This window comes from Dyella jejuensis (genome assembly GCF_044904675.1).
Taxonomy (GTDB): Bacteria; Pseudomonadota; Gammaproteobacteria; order Xanthomonadales; family Rhodanobacteraceae; genus Dyella_B; species Dyella_B jejuensis.
The window spans coordinates 13,826-37,131 of record NZ_JADIKJ010000016.1; the positions used below are offsets into that span (position 1 = coordinate 13,826).

At 61.9% G+C, this 23,306-nt stretch carries 19 protein-coding genes; 12 read left to right on the forward strand and 7 right to left on the reverse strand.

The features are described 5' to 3' along the window. Window positions 1-95: 95 nt before the first annotated feature. Window positions 96-2,555 (reverse strand): GH92 family glycosyl hydrolase, encoded by a 2,460-nt coding sequence (locus ISP15_RS14635; RefSeq protein ID WP_404548372.1) that lies wholly within the window; start codon window positions 2,553-2,555, stop codon window positions 96-98. A 679-nt stretch (window positions 2,556-3,234) separates the two neighbouring features. Here ISP15_RS14635 and ISP15_RS14640 point away from each other — a divergent pair. The 5 genes from ISP15_RS14640 to ISP15_RS14660 all read left to right on the forward strand — a co-directional run bounded on the left by ISP15_RS14640 (window position 3,235) and on the right by ISP15_RS14660 (window position 6,615). After that, a complete protein-coding gene (locus ISP15_RS14640) occupies window positions 3,235-4,644 on the forward strand; it encodes a serine hydrolase domain-containing protein (protein WP_404548373.1) in 1,410 nt (469 codons plus the stop codon). A 70-nt stretch (window positions 4,645-4,714) separates the two neighbouring features. Then, window positions 4,715-5,083 (forward strand): DUF6249 domain-containing protein, encoded by a 369-nt coding sequence (locus ISP15_RS14645; RefSeq protein WP_404548375.1) that lies wholly within the window; start codon window positions 4,715-4,717, stop codon window positions 5,081-5,083. After that, on the forward strand, window positions 5,076-5,645 hold the full coding sequence (locus ISP15_RS14650) for an RNA polymerase sigma factor (RefSeq protein WP_404548376.1): 570 nt from the start codon (window positions 5,076-5,078) through the stop codon (window positions 5,643-5,645). The genes ISP15_RS14645 and ISP15_RS14650 overlap by 8 nt, the downstream gene beginning before the upstream one ends. Then, complete coding sequence (locus tag ISP15_RS14655) at window positions 5,642-5,965, forward strand: hypothetical protein (protein ID WP_404548377.1); 324 nt, start codon at window positions 5,642-5,644, stop codon at window positions 5,963-5,965. Before ISP15_RS14650 ends, ISP15_RS14655 begins: the two co-directional genes overlap by 4 nt. A gap of 197 nt (window positions 5,966-6,162) precedes the next feature. Next, window positions 6,163-6,615 (forward strand): hypothetical protein, encoded by a 453-nt coding sequence (locus ISP15_RS14660; RefSeq protein WP_404548379.1) that lies wholly within the window; start codon window positions 6,163-6,165, stop codon window positions 6,613-6,615. Between the two features lie 142 nt (window positions 6,616-6,757). On the opposite strand, the gene ISP15_RS14665 is transcribed toward ISP15_RS14660, so the two are convergent. From ISP15_RS14665 to ISP15_RS14685, 5 genes are all read right to left on the reverse strand, one after another. Next, a complete protein-coding gene (locus ISP15_RS14665) occupies window positions 6,758-7,420 on the reverse strand; it encodes a hypothetical protein (protein WP_404548380.1) in 663 nt (220 codons plus the stop codon). Window positions 7,421-7,422: 2 nt separating this feature from the next. Continuing rightward, window positions 7,423-7,947, reverse strand: coding sequence for an RNA polymerase sigma factor (locus tag ISP15_RS14670; RefSeq protein ID WP_404548381.1), 525 nt, complete (start codon window positions 7,945-7,947; stop codon window positions 7,423-7,425). Between the two features lie 243 nt (window positions 7,948-8,190). After that, window positions 8,191-9,186, reverse strand: coding sequence for an MBL fold metallo-hydrolase (locus ISP15_RS14675; protein WP_404548382.1), 996 nt, complete (start codon window positions 9,184-9,186; stop codon window positions 8,191-8,193). Window positions 9,187-9,382: 196 nt separating this feature from the next. Continuing rightward, window positions 9,383-10,867 (reverse strand): glycoside hydrolase family 125 protein, encoded by a 1,485-nt coding sequence (locus ISP15_RS14680; protein WP_404548383.1) that lies wholly within the window; start codon window positions 10,865-10,867, stop codon window positions 9,383-9,385. Between the two features lie 74 nt (window positions 10,868-10,941). After that, window positions 10,942-13,617, reverse strand: coding sequence for a beta-mannosidase (locus ISP15_RS14685; RefSeq protein WP_404548384.1), 2,676 nt, complete (start codon window positions 13,615-13,617; stop codon window positions 10,942-10,944). A gap of 451 nt (window positions 13,618-14,068) precedes the next feature. On the opposite strand from ISP15_RS14685, the gene ISP15_RS14690 reads away from it, so the two are divergent. The 4 genes from ISP15_RS14690 (at window position 14,069) to ISP15_RS14705 (ending at window position 18,185) form a co-directional block, all read left to right on the forward strand. After that, window positions 14,069-14,797, forward strand: a complete 729-nt coding sequence (locus ISP15_RS14690) for a DUF3471 domain-containing protein (RefSeq protein ID WP_404548385.1) — start codon at window positions 14,069-14,071, stop codon at window positions 14,795-14,797. A gap of 103 nt (window positions 14,798-14,900) precedes the next feature. Next, entirely contained in the window at window positions 14,901-15,644 is a 744-nt protein-coding gene (locus ISP15_RS14695) for a dienelactone hydrolase family protein (RefSeq protein WP_404548386.1), read from the forward strand. A gap of 385 nt (window positions 15,645-16,029) precedes the next feature. Next, window positions 16,030-17,640: a PAS domain-containing protein gene (locus ISP15_RS14700; protein WP_404548387.1), complete on the forward strand. Its 1,611-nt coding sequence runs from the start codon at window positions 16,030-16,032 to the stop codon at window positions 17,638-17,640. Window positions 17,641-17,798: 158 nt separating this feature from the next. Then, a complete protein-coding gene (locus tag ISP15_RS14705) occupies window positions 17,799-18,185 on the forward strand; it encodes a hypothetical protein (RefSeq protein WP_404548388.1) in 387 nt (128 codons plus the stop codon). A 60-nt stretch (window positions 18,186-18,245) separates the two neighbouring features. On the opposite strand, the gene ISP15_RS14710 is transcribed toward ISP15_RS14705, so the two are convergent. Next, on the reverse strand, window positions 18,246-18,863 hold the full coding sequence (locus tag ISP15_RS14710; RefSeq protein WP_404548389.1) for a TetR/AcrR family transcriptional regulator: 618 nt from the start codon (window positions 18,861-18,863) through the stop codon (window positions 18,246-18,248). An 89-nt stretch (window positions 18,864-18,952) separates the two neighbouring features. Here ISP15_RS14710 and ISP15_RS14715 point away from each other — a divergent pair, with 89 nt between their 5' ends. The 3 genes from ISP15_RS14715 to ISP15_RS14725 all read left to right on the forward strand — a co-directional run bounded on the left by ISP15_RS14715 (window position 18,953) and on the right by ISP15_RS14725 (window position 23,297). Further along, window positions 18,953-20,035 carry an MBL fold metallo-hydrolase gene (locus ISP15_RS14715; RefSeq protein WP_404548390.1) on the forward strand — a complete coding sequence of 361 codons (1,083 nt, stop codon included), beginning with the start codon at window positions 18,953-18,955 and terminating at the stop codon, window positions 20,033-20,035. Window positions 20,036-20,403: 368 nt separating this feature from the next. Continuing rightward, window positions 20,404-22,572: a sensor domain-containing diguanylate cyclase gene (locus tag ISP15_RS14720; protein ID WP_404548391.1), complete on the forward strand. Its 2,169-nt coding sequence runs from the start codon at window positions 20,404-20,406 to the stop codon at window positions 22,570-22,572. Next, window positions 22,569-23,297, forward strand: coding sequence for an EAL domain-containing protein (locus ISP15_RS14725; protein ID WP_404548392.1), 729 nt, complete (start codon window positions 22,569-22,571; stop codon window positions 23,295-23,297). Before ISP15_RS14720 ends, ISP15_RS14725 begins: the two co-directional genes overlap by 4 nt. The last annotated feature ends 9 nt before the right edge of the window (window positions 23,298-23,306 follow it).

The following is a 23,306-nucleotide window of genomic DNA, read 5'->3' on the forward strand; positions in this document are numbered from 1 at the left end:
CAGCGCCTGGTCGATGCGGGTCAAAGAAAAGGCCCGGTGCAACCGCGAATCGCACCGGGCCAGCCATGTCACGGGTTTTCCGGTTCGCCTGGTGCTCAGCTTGCGTGGATGGCAACCGCCGCGCCGGCCGGGTTGCCGAACGACGGCGGCCGGTCTTCCTGGGCGGCGCCGAATTGCAGGTTCGGCGTGTCCGACATATGGAACTCCAGCGTACCGCCTGCCACCAGCTCGGCATGGCTGATCCAGCTGCGCGTCCATGGTTTGCCGTTCCATTGCACGGACTGGATATAGGGACGCTCCGGTCCGTTGCCGATTGTGCGGACGATCAAGGTACGCCCGCCGGCAAGCGCTATCTCGGCGTGGTCGAGCAGCGGGCTGCCGAACACATAGTGGGTACTGACCGGATCGACCGCATACAGGCCAAGCGCACTCATCACGTACCACGCGCTCATCTGGCCGCAATCCTCATTGCCGGCCAGGCCGTCGGGCTCCGGCGGATACATCGTGTCCATCAGCATGCGCACGCGGGCCTGCGTCTTGTGATGCGCGCCGGTATACGCATACAGGTAAGCCACGTGATGGCTGGGTTCGTTGCCGTGCGCGTATTGGCCGATCATGCCGGCGATATCCGGCGGTGCGTCGGGCGGCAGTTTGGAGCTGATGGTGAATAGGGCATCGAGCTTGCGCTCGAACACATCCTGGCCGCCGAACAGGCTCATGTAGGCGTACAGATCGTGCTGGTTGAGGAACGTGGCCTGCCAGGCGTTGGATTCGGTGAAGTCGCGCCACCGCTCGGAATGGCCCATGCCGCGCGGATCGAACGGCTCCAGCCATTTGCCATCCTCGCCGCGCGGGCGCACGAAATTCAGCGAGGTATCGAACACATGGCGGTAATTGCGCGAGCGCTGGCGCAGCGTTTCGGCCAGCTGCTGCTCGCCGGCAGCATCGGCCATATGCGCGACGGCCCAGTCGTCATAGGCGTACTCCAAGGTCTTGCTGACGGCTTCGCCTTCCTTGTCGCTGGGGATATAGCCGAGCTTGCGGTAGTAGGGCAGGCCGCGGTAATCGTCTTGCATCGCGCGCTTGCGGTAGATCGGCCACGCGCGTTCGTAATCGATGCCGGTGAAACCCTTTGCTTGCGCCTCGGCGATCAATACCGCCGAGTGGTAGCCGATCATGCAGCCGGTTTCCACGCCTTGCAGCGGCCATACCGGCGGGCCTTCGGGACTTTCTTCCGCCATGCGGACCAGGCCGTTGACGAAATCGGGAACGCGGTCGGCCTGGTACAGCGTCAACAACGGCGCCTGCGCGCGATAGATATCCCACAACGAATAGGTGCTGTAGTTGTGCTGGCCTTGCGGCAATTGATGCACCTTCAGATCCATGCCGCGATAGCGGCCGTCCACGTCGCTGAACAGGGTCGGTGCGAGCAGGGTGTGATACAGCGAGCTGTAGAACACCCGCAGGGTACGTTCGGACGAGGTCTGTACACGGATGCGGCTTAACTCACGTTCCCAGGCTTCGGCGGCGGCCTGTCGCAGCAGGTCGAAATCCCAAGCGGGAATATCCGCTTCCAGGTTGCGCAACGCGCCATCGATATCCACCGCGGAAATGCCGACTTTCACCAGCACCGGCGCGCGGGCCGCGTCATCGATATGCAGCGCCGCCTTCAGGTGCGTGCCCTTGATCTCGCTGGTGCCGGCGGGCGCGGCCACGTCTTCGGCATACAGCGTGGCCTGCGAGAACGGGCGCGACACCTTCATCGCGAAATAGATGTGCCGCCCATTTGCCCATTGATGCACACGCCGCGCACCGACCAGCGTGTCATGGCCGACCAGGCGCAACTGCGCATCCGTGACGGCGCAAGGCACCTTGTAGTCGTCGTGGTAGCCGTGGGCGAGATCGACCAACAGATGCCCGCTGCCAGGACCGTGGAACGTATAGCGATGCAGTCCCGTGCGCAGGCCCGCGGTAAGCTCGGCGCGGATGTCGTGATCGGTCAGGTGCACGCTGTAATAACCCGGCCGCGCCTGTTCCGAGGCACGGTCGTAACGCGAGCGATAACCCTTGCCCGGATGCGCCTTGGTATCCGCCGTCAGCTGCGGCCCGGGGCCGGCCGCGCCATCAAAGCGCGAGTGATAGTTGACCTCGGGCAGGCCGCGCTCGCCCGGCTGCAACAACACCGGGCCCTGCGCCGGCATGACCAGCACATCGAGCATGTCCGCCGCGCCGGTGCCGCTGAGATGCGTGTGCGAGAAGCCCATGATCGAGCCGTCGCCCTGGTGATAGCCGGACGACGCATCCCATCCCGCATCATTGGTATCAGGACTGAGCTGCACCATGCCGAACGGCATCGACGCACCGGGAAACGTGTGGCCATGGCCGCCCGTACCGACGAACACATCCACATACTGCGAAACGCCGTTCGCGTTGCGCATGTCCGCGGCGGACGCTTCAGCTGCGCCGCTCTGGCCCATCCGGGCGAGCGCCGGCAACGGGCTACCAAGTACCGCAAGTGCACCCATGCCTTGCAGGAACTGTCGACGTGACACCATGCGGGCTCTCCCCTGTTTGGCTGGTCGTGATGAAGTTGGAAGCGTCCGCGACAGGCCGGGGCGATCCCGCTGCTATGCAAACGCACTCAACGACGGAGAAGGAACACCGGCCAAACATTTGCGCCTGGTGTCCATGCTGCGACTGTAAACGAAAAATTTGTCTCGATCCAAATTTTTCTGCGTCAGAGTTAATTGTTTGATATAAAGCGCTTTTATGCGATTTTTGCTGCGAAGCAAAATGCGCGTTGGCGCCTCTGCTTGCCGGTGTTGCTTAAAACCGTGTCGCGTTTTCCGTAACTTTGTCGCGAATACTTGATGGTGTCGCGGAACGCGAGTACCGGAGGATCCAGGAAGAGGAATTGCGGCAGCTTCGCGCTGAGATCAGCATGGCGCGGCGATGACCGGCATCGCCATCGATAAGCGCGTGACCGCTTTGCTTTTGGCCAAGTCCAAAGCGCCTGCGTCGATTCGCTCTGAAAGCTGCTCGCCTGAATCCAGGCGCGGCAATGGATGCATCTAAGTGGTCGATACCGCCATGTCGGCGGGTGACCAAAGAGTGTGTCCCATGATTGATCGCCTCCCTATCGCCCGGGCCACGGCCTTCGCGCTCCGGCTCGCCCCGTTATGCGCAGCCCTCTCGCTGCTTTGCGGTGCATCGCCGTCAATGGCCGCTGCATCAATGCATTCGCAGCTACCCGATACACCGGTGGGCCAGCTCGCCGGCGAGCTGATCCGCCATATCAATAAGGACGGCGCCACCAGGATCCGGCAATGGGCGCCTGCCATCATGTCGGCGTCCATCGCCCCCGACGACAAGGCGGACTTCATGGCCGGCCTGGTTTCGGCCGTGCGCGACGAAGGCGGCGTGGACGTGTTCGACGTGCGTACCGACCCGCACCAGCCAGGGCTGCTCGAAGTCGCGGTCAAGGGACGACGCAACGCGCAAGCCGGCCTGTTCTGGCTGGTCGCCGACCCGGCGCATCCAGGCCAGCTCGCGGATGCGCACCTGGTCCAGATGGACAATCCGCTTTATGCCGACTGGCCCCAGGGGCCGGTGTCGCATGCGGAGCTGGGAAAACAGATACACGCCGTATTGGACAAACTGGTGCGTGTGTACGATTTCTCCGGCTGCGTGACCGTTTCCGATGGCGGCGAGACCGTGTTCGACGAATGCCGTGGCCTGGCCGAACGCAGTTTCAACGTACCGGTCGATCACCAGACGAAGTTCCACGTCGGTTCGATCGGCAAGATGTTCACGGCGGTCGCCATCGCGCAACTGGTCGAGGCCGGCAAGCTGTCGTGGAACGACACGCTGGCGAAGCTGGTTCCGGAATATCCCGACCAGGCGATGGCGAAGAAGGTCACCGTGTGGGAACTACTGCACCATACCGCCGGCCTGGGCGATTTCATGGTGCCGGACTATTTCGAGCACGCCGAACGCTTCGTCAATCCGGTGGACTATCTGGGATTGATCGCCCGCCAGCCCAAGGTGGGCGAGCCGGGCAACGGGTTGAGCTACAGCAATGCCGGCTACGTTCTGCTCGGCCGCATCATCGAGAATGTCTCCGGCGAAAATTACTTCGACTATATCCAGCACCACGTCTTCGAACCCGCGCAGATGACATCCAGCGGCTTCGACAGCGAGGACCAGATCGTGCCCGGGCTTGCGGTCGGCTACTACCACGACGACGGCGCGTTCTCCCGCACGTGGAAGGCAAACTGGGTGCAGGGCGTCTACAAGGGCAGTCCCGCAGGAGGCGGTTATTCCACCAATGCCGATCTGCTGCGGTTCGCAAAGGCCCTGCACGGAGGCAAGCTGGTGAAGTCCACAACGCTGGCGAAGATGTTCGACGGCGAAGTGCCGAACGACGGCCCCGGTGCCATTGGAGCCGGAATCGACGAACGGCTCTCGCACGGCCGCCACATCCGTGGCCACCAGGGAGGCATCGAAGGCACGACGGCAAACCTGGAGATGGTTTGGGAAACCGGTGCGGCCGTGGCCCTGACCAGCAACGAAGGACCGTCGCAACACTGGTTGCTGGCCGAGCAGATTGCCGACTTGCTTGCCGCCGAAGGCGCCAAAAACTGAATTCCGGCAGGCGCGTTGCATCATCTTCTGTTACCAAAGCCTTCCGGCTCACATCTTCTGGAGCAAGACCATGGAATACCTTTTCATCCCCTTCGTAGTGATGTCGGCCCCGGTGCTCATCGTCCTGATCGTGCTGCGCTACCGCAACCAGCAGACCCAGGCACGCTACCGCACCTTGTTGCAACTGGCAGACAAAGGCGTGGAACTGCCGCCGCAACTGTTGCTGGAACCGCAGGTGGCTTATTGCGAGCGGCGACGGGCGCTGGTGCTGATCGGTGGCGGCCTGGGACTGATGGCGATGTTCCTGGCATTGCCAGGCCAGCTCGATAGCGGTCTGGGCGTAAACCGCCTGTGGGGTATCGGTCTGCTGCCGCTCATGACTGGCTTGGGTTATCTCGCCAGCTGGTGGTTGAACCAGCGCGGGAACGTGCGTGGCTGACAGCGCTGCCGAGGCACGCATCGACCAGGCCCTGGTGACACGCATACAACTGGGCGGCGATCGTCGAGCATTCGAACAACTGGTACGCAGGCACCAAGGCATGGTGCGTGCCCAATTGCGCCGCTTGTCGCGCGGTGACGAGGCTGCCGCGGACGATCTGGCGCAGGAAACCTTTATGCTGGCCTGGCGGAACCTGGACAAGTTCCGCGGCGAGGCGCGCTTTTCCAGTTGGCTCTATCGCATTGCGTATACCTGCTTCTTGCAGGCAAACCGAACGCCCATGCGACACGACCCCCTCAACGACGAAACGATGGAGCAGTTGCAAGCCCCCATTCACGCGGCAGACCTGCAACTCGACCTCGAGCGCGCCATGCGGCAATTATCCGAAGCCGAGCAAGTAGTGCTGCTGCATTGCGCGCAAATGGGCCTCAGCCACGAGGAGGCCGCTTATGTGCTGGGCATGCCGCTCGGCACCGTGAAGACGCATGCGACGCGCGGCAAGGCAAAATTGAAGGCATGGCTCTCCGATTGGCGTGACGCGAGCATGAAGGAAATATCATGAACGAATCGCACGACGACCCCATCGACGCACTGCTGCGCCGGCAATTCGAAGGCCCCGTCGCCAACGACGGTTTTACCGAGCGACTGATGCAGCATTTGCCATCGCGTCGCCGCGGCACCGCGTGGCCGCTTTGGGGGGGTGTGCTGACAGGAGCGGCGGCGTGCTGGATCTGCCTGGATAGCGTGCCGCTGTTGCATCTCGGCTGGCGGGATTGGCTCGCCGGAGACCTATCGACGTCTGCCATCGGCATGGCGCTGCTAATGGTCGCCATATCGTTGCTGTCGTGTTTGTGGGGTTTGTTGGAGAATCGGGGTTCCTGAAGAGCGTCCTTGCATAACGATCCGAACCAGCATGGACCGTTCGTCAGTGGGGCAAGCTCGCATGGAAGATGGGTGAGAGGTAGAAGCCTTGAAAATATCAGCGGTCCGCTTTCGACGGCGCCGTCAACCAGTGAACGCTACGGCTAATTGGCGTTTCTGAGAATGGCGCGCCTTGCGCGCCATTCAAAGGGGGAAACATGAAATACATTTCAATGGAAAAGGCTTACCCATGGTATCGAAGGCTGATTCCATGGCAGTCATTTTCGCAACTTATGTCTTATCTGGCGACGGTTATTCCCGTAATGGTTCTTGCGTGTCTTGTGCTGCGCAAAAACGGACAGGCAGATTATTCGGCTATCGCTATAACCTTTTTAGGTTCAATGCCGGCAGTGATGGGGTGCTTGCCCATGAAAATTACTTGCAAGCTGAATCGAGTCGATGAATACGAAGATCTTGCTAAAAAGATTTGCCAAATTGGATATGTGAGAGATCGTTCTTTAGATGACATTGACGCATTTAAATATCCATGGCCTCGTTGGGTGACATGGAAGGAAAGCGACATGAGGCTATCAAGAGATGACCATGTTGCCACCATAATAGGCCCATCATTCTCCATGAGAATGCTTTATAAAAAGCTGGCGGAGTGGTAATTCTACTGTGTTAACAGAAGAAGTCCCCTGTCGCCAGGTGTTTGCGTTATCCCATTCGATAAACCCCTCGGCCCGACTGATCGATGTGACCAAAGGAGGCTCGGCTGTTGTGCTGGAAGAGCGCCAGGTCCGGTCCCGGAACTTACTCACGTTCGAATTGAACGATCTCAAGCAATGCCGCTTCGGCACGTTTTACGGATTTACCCGCAAAACTGTCCTCCAGCCGTCGGCGCCAACCGAGCTTGATCAAAGCCCCATAGACGATCACAACAGCCGCAAGCGACATCACGCCATCCAGGCCGAGCCAAAACAACGAACCTGGTAGCGAATGCCAAAGGTTTATCCCGGAACGATCCATTTCATATTGAGCCAGCATCAATAGGGCGGGAATCCAAATGACCGTTCCCAATACACCGAAGACAGGTGCTTCGACCTTTACGCGCCACATGCGCAATCGTGCGATACGACGCTGGATCTCGACAACGGGCGCGGCGTAGTCCAGGCCATACACGAAGACCAGCACCCTGGCAGGGAAAATAATCGACAAAATGCCAAATACCTGCATAGCCATGCCACAAGCCACGGCCTGCCAAATGTGCAGATGCATGAACCAGAAATGGCCTCCCCACAAGGCAAGGGCGACGCCCAGGGCGATGAGCGCCAATTGTCCCGATACGAGCGGCCGGAACCGGCTGCGCAACCGACCCAGCTGCATATCCCGCAGGATCTGCCTTTCCAGGCTGCCTTGCTGCTCCACCCGGTGGCCGAGCTTTTGCCAGGCCTGTTTCATATCGTCGAGTTCCATGTTCATGCCTCCTCGATGGTGACGTTCGTCATTTGTTCGCGCAGCAAGCGTTTGATACGGCCGATCTTGGTCGCGACGTTGGTTTCCGACAGGCCAAGGATCTGCGCCATGTCGGCATAAGACTTGTCTTCCAGGTAAAGCAAGATCAGCGCACGGTTGAGCGCATCCAGTTGCCTGATGAAGCTGTGAAGGGCAACCAGTCTTTCGTCGGGCTCGGACGGTGAGTCGATGGCGAGATAGTCCAGATGATGCTCTCCGAGCGATTCAAGCCTGCTCTCCCATGCGCCGCTGGACTTGCGTAATAGCGAAATCGAGACATTGAGGGCGATCCGATACAGCCACGTAGAAAACTTTGCCCGTTGCGGATCGAATCGCCCGAACGAGCGCCACGCCTGCAGCCCTATCTCTTGCACCAGGTCACGCCGATCCTCGGCATGACGCGCGTACAGGGCGGCTACCTTGAGCACTATGGCTTCGTGCTCGCGCAGCAATGCTTGGAACTGCTCTGGGTCTGGGGTGCTGCTCATGCTCGCTCACGCAGTTGCCGTTCCCTTCCATGATTCGCAAACGGCTGGAAAAAGTCACAGCACCCCCGGCTGCGGCGGGCCGTTCGGGGATCGATGGCACTACGCCGCCCGTTGGCGGTATTACGGGCGATCGAGGGACGATACCGCTTCGCCGAAGCGGCTCGCCGACCTCCTGCGCGATCGGGCTGTTCCGTCGGCCGCCACATGGGCGGGCGCAAAAGCGCCCGTGTTCGCAAGGCGGATTCAGTTGCCCATGGCCCGTCGACGACGGCGACGATGGCGCACGAATCGCCAGATCATGACGACGACTCCCGCAACGATCAATAGCAGTGCTGCCAACTGCGCTGCCAGAACGCGGTATTGATTCATCATGACGTACATGCCGCGCTGGTTATAGAAACCGTTGAACTGGCCGACGATGGCGGGCAAGCCCATCAAATCTTGCTTGTCGAGCTGCAGCACATGCTCGTTGGGGTGATAAGTCGAACCGAAGTCGAAGGTATCGCCGTTGGCATCCACTTCGATATGGCCGCCTAGCACGTAAGTAACCGGCCGATTCCTGATGAATTCGGCGACCCGCTTGGCGCTCGCGATGTCTTCGGCGGTATTGTCGATGATCAGGCGAGCCGGCATAAAAAAGTCGCCGGAGAAAAATAGCGCCGTGTTCCGGTCGTAGTAGGAAACATGCGAAGGGTAATGACCGGGCGTGGGAATGACGTCGACGACGCGATGGCCCAGGTCGATATGGTCCACGCCATCGGGCCAATGGTTGAAGCCGAAATATTGCTTCACGTGTTGCAGGTCGGTGCCCACCACTTGCACGTTGGGAAGCGCCTGGAACTGCGGGTCGCCGGCGCGGTGGTCCAGGTGTCCATGTGTGTGCACCACCAACAAAGGAAGTTTCGCGGCGCCCTGGCCAGGCAGCAAGCCCATCACGGTGCGCGCCAAGGGCATCAATGTGGGATCGGCCACATCGCCCGTATCGATCATAAGCGCCCGGTCGGTACCGATAAGCACATACATGAACGGCGCCTCGAAGGTGGCGCACGGACTTTCGCGCAAGATATAGGTCTGCGGGTCGTACTGGAATACCTGCAAAGGCGGCTGGGGCGTTTTGCGGCAATCGGCGGCCCCCTGGTTCCAGTGGATATCGATCGGCCGTGGCACGGGATCGGCTATTGCTGGCACGCAAAAGGTACTCAATGCAGCCATGACCCACAGCGAGCGAATCAGGTTCATGGAATTCCTTCGAAGTAGGGTGAACGAGGCGGAATGTCGCTGTCTTGGACGGGATGCCGCGAGTTTGCGATGTACATGGCCCGGTTTGATGCCTAGCTTAGTGTGCAGCCTGCCGATGAACCACAATGAGTGCTTCAAGTCATAGGCTATCGGGGACATGGCGGCGCTCGCATCGAGCGCAGGTGCGGCGCGGCGCCTATAAGCTTGGAGCTTGACCAAACGAGGCGAACGCGCGTCCCTGGGTTGCCCGCAACCAATCAGGATGCTCGCGATGGATATCAACGATCCATTCGCCGAACAAGGTGTTGGCCCAGGCGAACCATGGACGGGTGAAGTGCGTGGGATCGTCCTGGTCGAACGCTTCGTGCATGAAGCCGGTACCGGCGTCGGTGTCGCGCAGCCAGGCCAGGCATTGGCGAATCTGCACGGGATCATCGGTGGTTTGCGCGTACATGATGATCGACATCGGCCAGATCATGCGCAGGCCTTCGTGCGGACCGCCAATGCCTTTCGCGGCGCGGCCCTCGAAAAAGTAGGGATTGCGCCTGCTCCAGACACGTTCGCGCGTGGCCTGATACAGCGGATCGCTACGTGCGCAGCAGCCCAGATACGGCAAACCGAGCAGGCTCGGAACGTTGGCGTCATCCATGAATAGCTGGTTGCCGAAGCCGTCGATCTCGTAGGCCCAGAACTCGCGGCCTTCGTCATCGCGCATGCGGCCATCCCGATGCACGGCCTGTTCGACTTCGTCCGCCAGCGCCTCGCAATCCTCGGCAAACACGGCGTCGCCGTGCAGGGCACGGCTCATCTGCGCCAGCTGGCGCAGGCTGAGCACCGCGAACAGATTCGAGGGCACGGACAGGGGGTAGACGCAGGCGTCGTCCGAAGGACGGAACATTGCATGGATCATGCCGTTCGGCCGGGTCGGATGGCCGTAGCCGTTGAGCATCAGCGTTTCGGTGGGAACATCGGAGGTGCGCTGATAATGGTATGGCCCGGAGCCGTGCTTGCGCTGTTGCTCGCGAAACGTCTTGAGCACCAGGTGCATGGCGGCGCGCCAGTCGTCATCGAAAGGCGCGGTGTCCGCCGTGGCCTGCCAATAGCCATGCGCGAGCCGGATCGGGTAGCACAGCGAATCGATCTCCCATTTGCGTTCGCCGACCCCTGGCTTCATCTCGGTCATGTCATGGCGCGCCCAGGCCAGCGGTGGTGCCTGCGGATCGGGCATGAAGGCGTTGGCATAGGGGTCGATGCGGATACAGCGTGCCTGCCGCTGGATCAGGCCGCGGAACAGGCGTCGCAGCGCCGGGTCGTTGTTCGCCAGCGGAAGATAGGGCACTACCTGCGCGGAAGAATCACGCAGCCACATTGCGTCGATATCGCCGGTGATCACGAAGGTGTCCGGCTTGCCGTCGAGCGTGCCGAGCTCGACTGTGGTGTCGAGCGTGTTCGGATAGCAGTTCTCGAACATCCATGCGAGCTTGGGGTCGGCGATGCCCGCTTTCACGTGTGCAAGCTGGTGCTCGACGGCTTCGCTGACGAACTTGCGCTTGCCGATCGGTGGACGCTTGCCGGGAAAGGAGCCTGCACGGTTCGCGCCGATGGCGGGCAAGGCCACGCCGGCAAGACCGGTGGCAACGCTGGCAATGGACCATTTCAGGAAATCGCGGCGATTAGGCATGGTGCGGAATGTCTGTCTCACAGGAATGCGTCATGAGACGCTGGTGAAGGGGAGATCAAATCCTTCGCCAGGCGTCAGGATCCGTGCTCGGCATCGGCCATCACGTCCGCCAGGTTCTGCACTCGCAGCGCACGGCGCAAATCGTCCAGCGAACGCCTGCTGTGCACCGTGAGCGTCAGAGATTGACCGGGCAGCAGGTCGAATCCGTTGTCGGACAGCTCCGCATCAAGCTCGCCGAAGGAAATCCACACATCGCGCGCCAGCTTGGCGGCATTCAGCGTCAAGGTGTAGCCATCCGCGCTCGGTGCAAGCGTTGTCTGGATTTGTGGTGAAGGCAGTTGCAGGTTCTTGGCTTCGTCGAAGAACACCAGGTTTCGCGAGACGACGTTGTCGCCATCCAGCAATTCGAATACGGCGAAGGTGGTGCGCGGGTTGGCGTCTCCCAGCAATTCGGAATCCGTGTAGCTCGCCACCTGGGTACTGGCCAGCGCCGGCACGGTGACCGCCTGTCGCTGGTCGCGGATGACCTGGCCCGAGACATCCAGCAGGCGCAGGCGCCATGCCATGGCGGAAGTCGAGGTGCGATCGGAAACCAGCGATACCGTCGTGCGGCCGTGGCTGCGCAACGCGGCGATCAACAGCGGCGCATAGAAGCGGCGTGCATGGAACTGCAAGGCTTTCCAGCGGCCGTAGTAGTCGATACTGGACCACGATGCGCCAGGCCACACGTCGTTGAGTTGCCAATACAGCGAACCCATCGCCTGCGGCCGCGATGCGCGCAGGTGCTCGGCGGCCAGCTGGATGCCTTCAGCCTGCATCACCTGGCTGAGGTAGACGAAGGAAGCAAAATCCCTGGGTGCGCCGTAGCTGCGCGTGATGTACAGCAGCAGTCGCTGGTTGCCGTTGCCGCTGTCGTATTTCTGGTGCGCGCGCATCACTGGCGACTCCGGCTGCAAATCGCCCGGATCGGCGAAGGCGCGGACGGTGCGCATTTCGGGGAACGACTGCAAGCCATATTCGGATTGGAAGCGCGGCGTGACATGCAAGTACTCGGTGACCGGCTTGGCTTCACCGGACCACACGTTCCAATAGTGATAATCGCCGTCATCCAGCATGTTCGCCGCGCCATCGTAATCCGTGCCCGGCGAACTGGCCCAGTAAGGCACGCTGCCGTCGTACTCGGTGACCACGTTGCGCAAGGTGTTGCTGAACAGGTTGACCATGCCGGTCACGATCGCCTCGCGCTGGTCCGGCGGCAGGCTGGCTTTGAACGCCTGCCGGTCCGACCAGCTTTCCCAGCCGGCCTGCACTTCGTTGTTGCCGCACCACAGGACGATGCTTGGATGATCGCGCAACCGCTTGACCTGCTCGATCGCTTCCTCGCGCGTGTTGTCGACGAAAGCAACGTCGCGCGGCGGTATCGCGCCGCCGAACATGAAGTCCTGCCACACCATCAACCCGAGCCGATCGGCCAATTCGTAGAAGCGATCGGGCAGGTAGTAGCCGCCACCCCAGACACGCAGCATGTTCATGTTGGCGTCGTGGGCCGATTGCAGCACGCGCTCCATCCGGGCATCGCCGACCCGCGTGGGAAAGCTGTCGAACGGGATCATGTCCGCGCCCTTGGCGAACACCGCAATGCCGTTGATCACGAAGGCGAAGCTGCGGCCCCAGGCATCCTGGTCCCGGCGCAGCTCGACCGTGCGCAGCCCCACGGCGTGCTGTGCCCGATACAGTTCGGCCTGGCCGTCGCGGATGCTGGCCTTGAAGGTATACATGTCTGGCGCGCCGTAGCCGGCGGGATACCAGCGTTTCGGGTCGGCGATGCGCAGCGGCACGCTTAGCGTGTTATTGCCAGGGTCGACCATCACGTCCCGCTCGACATGCGCTGCCGTCTGCCCGTCCGGACCGATCGCGTCGACGCTGACGTGCAACGCCTTGCCGACGTCGGCGTCGATATCGAATTGCGCGGTCACCTGCGCCGCTTTGCCGCTCAGATAGTTTTGCGCGATATGGAAATCGTCCACGCGCGCGGTGTTCCAGCTCTCCAGGCGCACCGGTTGCCAGATGCCCTCGGTAACGATGCGCGGACCCCAGTCCCAACCGTACTGATAGGCCGCCTTGCGGACATAGTTGGCGGTCTGCTTGCCCTTGGGTTCATCGCCGAACGCCGAATCGAACTCGCCGGGCAGGGCGTAGGGTTGCTTCAGCAGCCACGGCTGCACGCGCGCGATGGGCGAATACAGGCGTACTTCCAGTGTGTTCTCGCCTTCGTGCAACATCGCCTTCGCCGGGATCCGCCAGCGGCGGAACATATTGTCGGCGGCGATCAGCTTATGGCCGTTGAGATAGACATCGGCGAACGTGTCCAGCCCATCGAACACCAGCTCGACGTGATCGCGTTCGAGCGTGTTTTTGTCGACCGTAAAACGGGTGCGGTATTGCCAATCGGCCAGGCCGACCCATTGCACCCGCGCTTCATTGTCGCGATAGAACGGATCGGGCAGCAGCTTGGCGGCAAGCAGGTCGGTCTGCACCGTACCCGGCACGGTTGCGGCATGCCAGCGCGCGGCATCGCGATGGGCTTGGGCATGGCCGTCACCGGCGGCAAGGCGGAACTGCCAGCCGCTGTCCAGCGATTGCATGGTCTGCGCCCAGGCACTCGCCGGCGGCAACAGAAGCAGGCAGGACAAGGCGACTAGCGCGTAACCTGCGGCGCGTGCCGAAGGCCATCCCATTCGTTCAAGCATGCTGCGCAGTCCATGCGGCGGTTGGAAATTCGATCGTATTGCGGTTCCGCCAAGCATGTTTATCCCCTGGGCCGGCATGCGGCCATTTAGATCGATCCATATCGCGGCGACACTAGCAGTTGCGAAGGCGCCCGTGCATGCCGCAACGCAATAGCGGACTGGGTTCCTGATCAACTTATAGTCGGCAGCAGCTTGCCATGCGCCAGCATCTACCTATTGCGCAGGCCCGGCGTGGCGCTGTATTTGCACTGATGCCGTGGAACCTGTCGCTCTGGCGGCAGCAACCGGCCTTGCCGTGCCATGGAAGTGGATGGCGCGTGTCCTGCGCAGCGGCGGTGACAGGGGGAGTACTGTGAACCTTGATCGAGGTAGGACAGAACGGTCCAGCTACGTCGGCGTCGTGGCGGCGATGTCGGAATCCAAATCGTTTCTTGAACAGAGGATCAGGATCATGATGCTGAAACCCAGGCGGTGGGCGCGCATATCGGCCGCGGCAATGGCTTGTCTGGCGCTGGGGACGGCGGCCTTTGCCGCGCAGGTCAATCCGCCCAATGCCGGCGGCGTGGCTGCAAATGCATCCCTCGCCGTCAATCCTGCGCTGCTGGTGCACTACGTCGGCAACTATCAGTTCGGCCCGTATGCGCTGCTTTCGGTCGCATTCGATGGCACGCAACTGACCATGCAGCTGACCGGCCAGCCGCCCGTGGCTATCTTCCCGCGTAACACGACGACGTTCTTCGCGAAGGAGGTCGATGCGCAAGTCAGTTTTGTGCAGGATGCGCAAGGCCATACCACCGCCCTGGTGCTGCACCAGCATGGCCGTGACATGACGGCTCCGCGGATCGATGACGCTGCCGCGCAGGACATCAACAACGCCTTGGCGGCGCGCGTCAACCACCAGCAGCCTTTTCCCGGCAGCGAAGCGGCCTTGCAGATCCTGTTGAGCGGAAACGACCGTTCGCCACGGCTGAGCCCGTCACTCGCCCAGGCCATGCGCGAGCAGAAGCCGCAGCTGGAAGCGTTCCTGGCGCGGCTTGGTCCGGTCCTGTCGCATGAGTTCGCCGGCGTGACGCCCCAGGGTTGGGACAAATATCTGGTTCGCCACGCTTCCGGCACGGAAGAAGTACTGTTCCTGCTCGATGCGCATGGAACCATCGTGGGTGCATTGCGCCGTCCGTAACCTCATCGGCGCCAAGCGCTGCCTGCGGCAATCTCTCTGATGGTGAGGCATTCCTCACATATCTATACTGGCCGTCCATTGCCAGTGATTGGAGATCCACGCCATGCCCCGCACCGACGTCACCATCAAGACCCGCGACGGTAACTGTCCGGCTTCGCTGTTTACGCCACACGGTGGAACCGGGCCGTGGCCTGGCGTGGTCTTCTTCATGGATGGCCTGGGCATTCGTCCCACGCTCTGGGAGATGGGCCAGCACCTGGCCGACCGCGGCTATACGGTACTGTTGCCGGATCTCTATTACCGCGCCGGCCACTACGAACCGATGGTGCCTGCGCAGGTATTTGCCGATCCGGCGGCAAGGGAAGCACTGATGAAGTTCATCGGCAGCCTGGATCGCGACCGCAAGGTGTCCGATGCGGGCGCATGCATCGACTTCCTGTCCGATTGCCCGCAGGTGAAAGGCGACCGCTTCGGAGCGGTGGGTTACTGCATGGGCGGCAATGTGGCCCTGGTCGCTGCCGGTGCCTATCCGCATCGTTTCGCGGCGATTGCGTCGTTCCATGGCGGCGGCCTTGCCACGGATCAGCCGGACAGCCCGCATCGCACGCTGCAAGGTGTGACCGGCCGCGTGTACGTCGCAGGCGCGGACGAGGACGCACATTTCACGGAGCAGGAGAAAGTGCTGCTCGAAAAATCCCTGGCCGCGGCAGGCGTGCCGCATCAGGTCGAAACCTATGCCGGCGCGCATCACGGTTATGCCGTGCCGGATCATCCCGCCTTCAACCCGCAAGCTGCCGAGCGGCATTGGCAGGCACTGTTCCAGCTGTTAGGCGATACGCTCGCCTGATTGTTGCGCCGCCGTGCAGGATGCACGTTGCGCTATATAAGGCAGCCAGGACAGTGCCGTTCCATGTGCTCGCAGATCACGGCGATGGCGCCTCACCACGCCATCGCATGAAAGGCGCAAGGTTCGGTGGCTGAGCGTGAGGCCTGCGATCAGCGGATCACTCGTTATCGTCGGGCCGACGCCGGCCTGCGCGGCCGGACATCCACGGCAAGCGAGTGGCGTGGTTGAGAAAGCTCTGCTGTTCAGGGGTTTGCGGTACCTGGACTCATGGGCTGTCGGCGCGGAGCGGTGTTTCGTCCACGCTCCGTCATGAAAAGGTGTGGCGCGCTTTCACATGGACGCGATATTCGCGCGAGTAAATAGTGAACGACACGGAGGCTGCTCTATGAGCGAGCGCGTAGGTCCCCAAAGCGAAGGGCTGGGAGCCATCTCCCCTTTATCCCGATCCGTCGATATCGCCACGATGGCCAAGGCCATCGAAGCGAGCGGTATCGGCATGATCATTACCGATACGGCTGGCGATCGGCCCATCTTGTACGCCAACGCCGCATTCCTGCGCATGACCGGCTATGAGCGCGACGAGGTGCTTGGACGCAACTGCCGTTTCCTGCAGGGGCCGGAAACCAGCAAGGAAACTATCCGGGAAATCGGCGACGCCTTGCAGCAGCAGCGCGAGGTATCGGTAGAGCTGATCAATTATCGCAAGGACGGCAGCGCCTTCTGGAACCTGCTGCATGTCTGCCCCATCCACGACGATGATGGCAAGCCGGCTTTTTTCTTCGGCTACCAGCGCGATATTTCGCTGCGCAAGGAGACCGCCGAAGCATTGCAGCAGGCGTTGCGGCTGGAGGCGCTCGGCAAGCTCACCGGCGGTGTCGCGCACGATTACAACAACCTGCTGCAGGTCATCCAGACGTCGCTGGAAGTGATCGAGTTGAGCGTGGCTTCGCATCAGGATATTGCCCGCCGCACCGCCGGGACCCTCGTCAATTGTCGCCGCGCCATCGATCGCGCCAGCATGCTCACCCGGCAACTGATGGTCTTTGCCAGGCGGCAAAAATTTTCCTCCACGCCCATCGACATCAACCAGCTGTTCGAGCGGCTGCGTAGCGTGCTCACGCAGGCACTGGGCGAGGAAGTGCAAGTACAGCTGCACCTGGAGCCGGCGTTGTGGCATTGCAGCGCCGATCCGGCGCAAGTCGAGCCGATCATCGTCAACATCGCGATCAACTCGCGCGATGCAATGAAAGGCGCCGCGGACCAGCGCCTGGAGATCAGTACGTTCAACCGCGAGCTGTCCAAGGAGGAGGCGGCATTGCGCAGCGTGGAGGCGGGTCGTTATGTGGAGATAGTGATCGCCGATAACGGCCCGGGCATACCGCAAGGCATCCTCAATCGCGTGCTCGATCCGTTCTTCACCACCAAGACCGAAGGCAAGGGCGTCGGCTTGGGCCTGTCGGTGGCCTACGGCTTTGCCCGCCAATCCGGCGGCACGCTCTACATCGGCAGCAAGGAAGGCATGGGCACGTCGATCCACATCCTGTTGCCTTACACGGATGCTCCGCTCGGCATGTCGTCGCCGCCGGCATCGGAACAAAAAGTCACGCTGCCCGCATCCCAGCCGCATATTCTGCTGGTGGAGGATCGCGTGGACGTGGCGTCCACGACCCGGCACATGCTCGAACTGCTGGGCTACGACGTAACCGTAGCCAACGATGCCGATTCGGCGTTGCAGGTGCTGGCGCAAGTCCCGGCTTTCGACCTGTTGCTTTCCGACGTGGTCATGCCCGGGGCCATGGATGGCATCGCGCTGGCGCGCAAGGCCGCCGGGCAATATCCGCACCTGCAGGTGCTGCTGGTGACCGGCTATGCCGATATTGGAGAGCAGGGCGACCTGGAATTTCCCGTGCTTTCCAAGCCTTATCAGCAGGCGGACCTTTCGCGCGCGCTGCGCGATATCCTGTTCCGCAACGCCGGCGCGCGATCCGTGTCCTGAGTTCGGCGCGCAATAATCCTTGCGAAGATCGCCTTGGCAGCGCGCCGTACACAAAAAAAAGAGCCTGCCTAACGCCGAGTAAACCGCCATGCGGGCGGTCACAGCGGTTTCAGGCGGCACGGTAGACGATGAACTCCCCTTCGTTGAGGGTTCATCGCATGAAAACTGTCGCAAGTTTCGCCATGGTCGCGGTCGCTACGGTCGCTTTCGCCATGTCATCGCCGCGCGCCGAAGCTCAGGTCGCGGTGGGCGTGAACATCGGACCGGCACCGGTCTGTCCCTACGGCTATTACGACTATGCTCCGTACTCCTGTGCGCCATACGGCTATTACGGACCGGAATGGTTCAATGGCGGCGTCTTCATCGGCGCCGGTCCCTGGTACCGTGGCCCGGCGCATTTCCGCGGTCATGTCGATAATCGTTTCGATGTGCGTGGCGGCTACCACGGGCCGATGCCGCAACATGGCGAACGTCCGGCACCCCATCCGGGTGGTGGTTTCCATGGCAACGAAATGCGCGATGGACGCGGCCATGTCGTGCATTGATGCACGGATGTAGACGTCCAGACCCGATTGCATCGCGCCCGCGCAAGCGGGCGCTGCTCTTCAGGCGTAATAGGCCAGGAACATGTCCACCGCCGATTCGGTAACCCGTTTTTGCGCAGCCGCATCCAGCGGTGGTTGCGCCAGGGTGATCTGCGGCCAGAACGCAAAGCCTTTGATCATCCCTTGCAACTGGTGCGACGCGAAGGCCGGATCCTCGATTTTCAGCCGCCCGGCGGCGGCGGCGGCGCGCAGCCACATCGTCAAGCCTTCTTCGCGTTCGCTCATGCGCGCCACCATGTCCCTGGCACGCTCGGGCGAGTGGATGCCTGCGGCAATCGCCATGCGCGCCAGCGAAACAAACGCTTCGTCAGCGAGCAGGCGGAATTTTTGCGCAAGCAGATCCAGCAACTGGTCGCGTAGCGGGCGGTCGCCGTGAAAAGCGAGGTCTTCGCCGGCAATGCTGGCATCCCACAACTGCTGCAGGATTTCGGCGAACAACGCTTCCTTGCTGGGGAAATGGTTGTACACGGTGCGCTTGGAAGCGCCGGCCCGTGCAGCGATACGGTCCATGCTGGTGGATTCGTAGCCAGAGGCCCTGAATTCATCGATCGCCGCCTCGATGATGGCGCGGCGCTTGCGGTCGGTAAGGCGTGGGACGGAGTCGGCGGCATTCGGCATGCACGGATTTTACACCGACAAGTTTACTTTTGTAAGAAATAAACTACACTGTTTAGTGTATTTATCTTCCATCTGGGAGTGCTACGCCCATGTCCAAGCCGTTCCGATCGAGCGTTTCCCTGTATCGGCATTCGCCGCAACACCATGGTGGCCGCTTCCGCAATCCGAAGCCGCGTGCTCCGCAAAGCCTGAGCAAGGCACTGCGCATCATCTGGAACGCGCTTTTCAACAAGCCGGCGGGCACGACGCCGGCCGTCCCGCTGCCGGTGCAGGCATTGAGCCGCGCGCAGCTGGCGGCAGCGCCCGATCGCAGCCTGTTCCGGCTCGGACACTCCACCGTGTTGTTGAAGCTGCGCGGCGGCTATTGGCTCACCGACCCGGTATTCGGCGAGCGCGCTTCGCCATTCCGGTGGGTAGGGCCGAAACGTTTCCACCAGCCGCCGATAGCGCTGGAGGAGCTGCCGTCGATCCGCGGCGTCATCGTGTCCCACGATCATTACGATCACCTCGATCGAACCACCATCCAGCGGCTGGCCGACACAACAGGCATATTCCTGACGCCTTTGGGCGTAGGCGACCGGTTGCTCGATTGGGGCGTGGACCCCGCCAAGGTGCACCAGCTGGACTGGTGGGAAAGCATCGAGGTCGACGGACTGTCCATGACGGCCACGCCGGCGCAGCATTTTTCCGGCCGGGGCCTGTTCGACGGCAACCGCACCTTATGGGCGTCCTGGGTCATCGTCGATGACGCGCTGCGCATGTTTTTCAGCGGCGATACGGGCTACTTCGACGGGTTCAAGATCATCGGCGAACGGCTCGGCCCATTCGATCTCACGTTGATGGAAACCGGAGCCTACGACGCGCAATGGCCGCACGTGCACATGCAGCCGGAGCACATGGTGCAGGCCCATCTGGACCTGCGCGGTCGCTGGCTGTTGCCGATACACAACGGCACGTTCGACCTGGCCTTTCATCCCTGGCAGGAACCGTTCGAACGTGTCACCGCATTGGCCGCCCAGCATGGCATCGCCCTGGCGACACCGCGCATGGGCGAGCGCCTGGACCTGGCCTCGCCGCACACGGGAGAGCGCTGGTGGCGGCAAGCGGCCAAGCTCGCCGATGATCGATGGAAAGATCCGCTACTGGCTAAGCAGGAAAGCGCGCGCCGCTGAGGGTGTCGCGCTCCCATCCCGGCGCTTAAGGATGCTCTGATCCATGCTACGTAGGCGTCACCGGCTCTGTCTGTTCGCAGACCGAAGGGATGCGGACAGACAGAGCTGGCCCCAACATGTTGAATTTAAAGTGATGGGGTGATGTCCAGAAGGCTCGCAGAGTGCGCCGCGCGGCTTGGCAAGACGGCCAGTCTTCCCGGCGCTGCACCACACACTCTGCGAGCCTTCTGGTCATCATGCCGCCTGCGTAGCATGGATCAGAGCATCCTTAAGTTTGGCGACAGTCGTGCTTCATGTAGCTTGGCAGGACTCTTGCATCGGTTCTGACTGGTGGGCTCGCCCCGTACAGCCCGATGCAGGACGACACGATGCTTTTCCGGCGTTTTCCGGAAGCGATATGGCAGGGTCTGGGCGCGCTTGTGCTGACAGGCGCGCTGTCGTTTTATGCCATCGTGCTGGCCCGGTCCACGCATAGCCCGCCCTCGCTCTGGCTTGCCAATGGCGCCCTGATCGGTTGGCTGGTGCGCAAGCCGCTGGCCGACAGCTGGCCGTTGCTGCTGGCCGGATCGCTCGGTGTCGTGGGCGCCAAGCAACTGCTTGGTGATCCGCTCGGCAGCAGCCTGTTTATCGGGCTATGCGACGCCGTAGAAATGCTGCTGGTAAGCACGGCGATCCGTCGTCGTTTTCCGGCGATCACCACCGAAACCCGCTTCCTGGAACTTGCGCGGGTCGGCTTGCTCAGCGCCCTGGCCGGTTGCGGCCTATGCACCTTCGGGATCGTATCCATCCAGCACTTCTGGCCGAATATGGCTTTCTGGGCCAGCTTCAGCACGGTATTCCGCGCGCATTTCCTGGGGATGGTCATCGCCGCAAGCACGTCGCTGGTAGTGGCGAGCAAGGGGTGGCGGTGGTCGGAACCGGTCGGCAAGCCCTGGACGCTGGTGCGCGACCTGTCATTGCTGGCAGTGATGACCGCCGCAGTCTTTGCCCAATTGCGGTTTCCGCTGTTGTTCCTGATCTATCCACCGCTGCTGCTGGTGGTGTTTCGCCATCGCTTCGCCGGCATGGTCATCGGCATGGCGATTATCGCGTTGATCACCACGGTCGCCACCACGCTGAACCTCGGGCCATTCAACCTGGTGACCGGTGACACGGTCGCGTTGCGCGTGGTGATGTCGCAAGTGTTCATCGGCGCCTCCTGCCTGGTCGCACTTCCGGTGGTCTTCGCGCTGGCCGAACACGACCGCCTGCAGCTGGGCGTTCGCGAAAGCAAGCTGCGCTATCGGATGCTGGCGGACAACAGCGGCGACCTGGTGATGCGGATCCGGCCCAATGGCGACCGACAATATGTCTCACCCTCGGTCAAGGAGCTGCTGGGTTGGGAAGTGGATGATTTCCTCAAGCCGCGGCCGGACCTGATCCATCCCGAAGATCGCGAGCGCATCGCGGACGTGGTGCGCACGCTGCATGCCGAGGGCGGCACGACCACGGCCACTTACCGCCTGCGGCACAAGGATGGGCACTATCTCTGGATCGAAGCGTTCGCGCGGCTGGTCGCCAGCCCGGACGACGATGGCACGATGGAAATCATCTACACCGGACGTGACGTCACCGAGCGCGTGCGCGTGGAGCAGGCGCTGATGGAGAGCCAGGCGCAACTGCGCACCATCACCGACAATGTACCGGCGGTGATCGCAAGGCTGGACATGCAACAGCGCTATACCTACATCAATCGTTTCGTCGAAGAGATATCGGGCGAATCGCCGGCAAGCATGATCGGCCGCACCATCCGGGAAGTACGCGGCGAGGTGGTCTATGGCCAGTTGCAGGACCACCTGCGGCGGGCCTATGCGGGCGAATCCGTCTTGTTTGAATATGAGGCCACGTACCTGGGCAAGCTGCATCAGTTCCAGGCCCATTACGTGCCGGACCGCGACGGTGACGGCGTGGTGCGCGGCCTCTATGCGCTGACCACCGAAATCACCCACATCAAGAATGTGGAGCGCGAACTGCTGCGCCTCGCGCACCAGGATTCGCTCACGGGCCTGGCCAATCGCCGCTATTTCAGCGAGCACGCCTCGTATAAATTGCGGCAGGCAAGCCAGCGCGGCACGCCGATTTTGCTGGCGCTGGTGGACATCGACAACTTCAAGTCCATCAACGATACCTATGGCCATGCCACGGGCGACGCCGTACTTGCCGAAGTAGGCACGTGCCTGCGGCGGCTGATGGGGAAAGGCGAGGTGGTCGCGCGCATCGGCGGCGACGAATTCGTCGTGCTATGCGACGACGTGGTCAACGAAAAAAGTGCCAGGGCCTTCGTGCATGCCTTGTGGGAGCGATTGCACATGACGGTCACGGTAGGCGGAGCGTGCGTGGACGTGCGCATGAGCATCGGGGCGGCGATCTGCACCGGTGAGTTAACCGATGACGTGCTGATGAAGCTTGCCGACGATGCCTTGTACATGGCCAAGGATGGCGGCCGCAATACCTACCGGTTCCTTACCCGCGGCCTTGAATCGGAGGAGGCGCGATGAAGGCCGGTCATGTCCGCCATCGTCCCTTTCCACGCGCCATCACCATGGCGTTCCAGCCGATCGTCGATATCGCCGCAAAGAAAATATTTGCCCACGAAGCCCTGGTGCGCGGTCAGGATGGCGCGCCGGCGCACGACATCCTGGCCAGCGTCAATGCCGGCAACCAATATGCGTTCGACCGGCTCTGCCGCGCCACCGCGCTCGAATGGGGTTCGCGCTTGACGCTGCCCGGCTTGCTGTCGATCAATTTCCTGCCCAATGCGGTCCATGATCCACACGAATGCATGCAGGCGACGGCGGCTGCCGCGCAGCAAGCCGGCTGGCCGCTGACGCGGCTGATGTTCGAGGTCAACGAACAGGAAGCGGTGGCGGAGCCGGAACGCTTGCTGGTGATACTGCAGGCCTATCGCGCGCACGGCATCCTCGTTGCCATCGACGACTTCGGCGCGGCGTATTCGGGCCTCAATTTGTTGGCGGACTTCCAGCCGGATCTGCTCAAGCTGGATCTCGCGCTCGCCCGCGGCGTCTCGCTGGATCGTCCGCGCCAGGCGATCATCCGCCACACGGTAGGCATGTGCGAGGAGCTTGGCGTGCAGGTAGTGGCCGAAGGGATCGAGAAACCGGACGACTGCCGCGCGCTCTATGACCTGGGCATTTCCTTGCAACAGGGATATCTGTTTTCCAGGCCGGTCATCGAAGGCGCTCCCAAGGTGCGATTCGCATGAGGTGATCGT

What these genes read in the sequence shown, in the direction of transcription:
- ISP15_RS14635 (WP_404548372.1), bottom strand. Translation starts at nt 2,555, where the DNA reads ATGGTGTCACGTCGACAGTTCCTGCAAGGCATGGGTGCACTTGCGGTA.
- ISP15_RS14640 (WP_404548373.1), top strand. Translation starts at nt 3,235, where the DNA reads ATGCATTCGCAGCTACCCGATACACCGGTGGGCCAGCTCGCCGGCGAG.
- ISP15_RS14645 (WP_404548375.1), top strand. Translation starts at nt 4,715, where the DNA reads ATGGAATACCTTTTCATCCCCTTCGTAGTGATGTCGGCCCCGGTGCTC.
- ISP15_RS14655 (WP_404548377.1), top strand. Translation starts at nt 5,642, where the DNA reads ATGAACGAATCGCACGACGACCCCATCGACGCACTGCTGCGCCGGCAA.
- ISP15_RS14660 (WP_404548379.1), top strand. Translation starts at nt 6,163, where the DNA reads ATGAAATACATTTCAATGGAAAAGGCTTACCCATGGTATCGAAGGCTG.
- ISP15_RS14665 (WP_404548380.1), bottom strand. Translation starts at nt 7,420, where the DNA reads ATGGAACTCGACGATATGAAACAGGCCTGGCAAAAGCTCGGCCACCGG.
- ISP15_RS14670 (WP_404548381.1), bottom strand. Translation starts at nt 7,947, where the DNA reads ATGAGCAGCACCCCAGACCCAGAGCAGTTCCAAGCATTGCTGCGCGAG.
- ISP15_RS14675 (WP_404548382.1), bottom strand. Translation starts at nt 9,186, where the DNA reads ATGAACCTGATTCGCTCGCTGTGGGTCATGGCTGCATTGAGTACCTTT.
- ISP15_RS14680 (WP_404548383.1), bottom strand. Translation starts at nt 10,867, where the DNA reads ATGCCTAATCGCCGCGATTTCCTGAAATGGTCCATTGCCAGCGTTGCC.
- ISP15_RS14685 (WP_404548384.1), bottom strand. Translation starts at nt 13,617, where the DNA reads ATGCTTGAACGAATGGGATGGCCTTCGGCACGCGCCGCAGGTTACGCG.
- ISP15_RS14690 (WP_404548385.1), top strand. Translation starts at nt 14,069, where the DNA reads ATGATGCTGAAACCCAGGCGGTGGGCGCGCATATCGGCCGCGGCAATG.
- ISP15_RS14695 (WP_404548386.1), top strand. Translation starts at nt 14,901, where the DNA reads ATGCCCCGCACCGACGTCACCATCAAGACCCGCGACGGTAACTGTCCG.
- ISP15_RS14700 (WP_404548387.1), top strand. Translation starts at nt 16,030, where the DNA reads ATGAGCGAGCGCGTAGGTCCCCAAAGCGAAGGGCTGGGAGCCATCTCC.
- ISP15_RS14705 (WP_404548388.1), top strand. Translation starts at nt 17,799, where the DNA reads ATGAAAACTGTCGCAAGTTTCGCCATGGTCGCGGTCGCTACGGTCGCT.
- ISP15_RS14710 (WP_404548389.1), bottom strand. Translation starts at nt 18,863, where the DNA reads ATGCCGAATGCCGCCGACTCCGTCCCACGCCTTACCGACCGCAAGCGC.
- ISP15_RS14715 (WP_404548390.1), top strand. Translation starts at nt 18,953, where the DNA reads ATGTCCAAGCCGTTCCGATCGAGCGTTTCCCTGTATCGGCATTCGCCG.
- ISP15_RS14720 (WP_404548391.1), top strand. Translation starts at nt 20,404, where the DNA reads ATGCTTTTCCGGCGTTTTCCGGAAGCGATATGGCAGGGTCTGGGCGCG.
- ISP15_RS14725 (WP_404548392.1), top strand. Translation starts at nt 22,569, where the DNA reads ATGAAGGCCGGTCATGTCCGCCATCGTCCCTTTCCACGCGCCATCACC.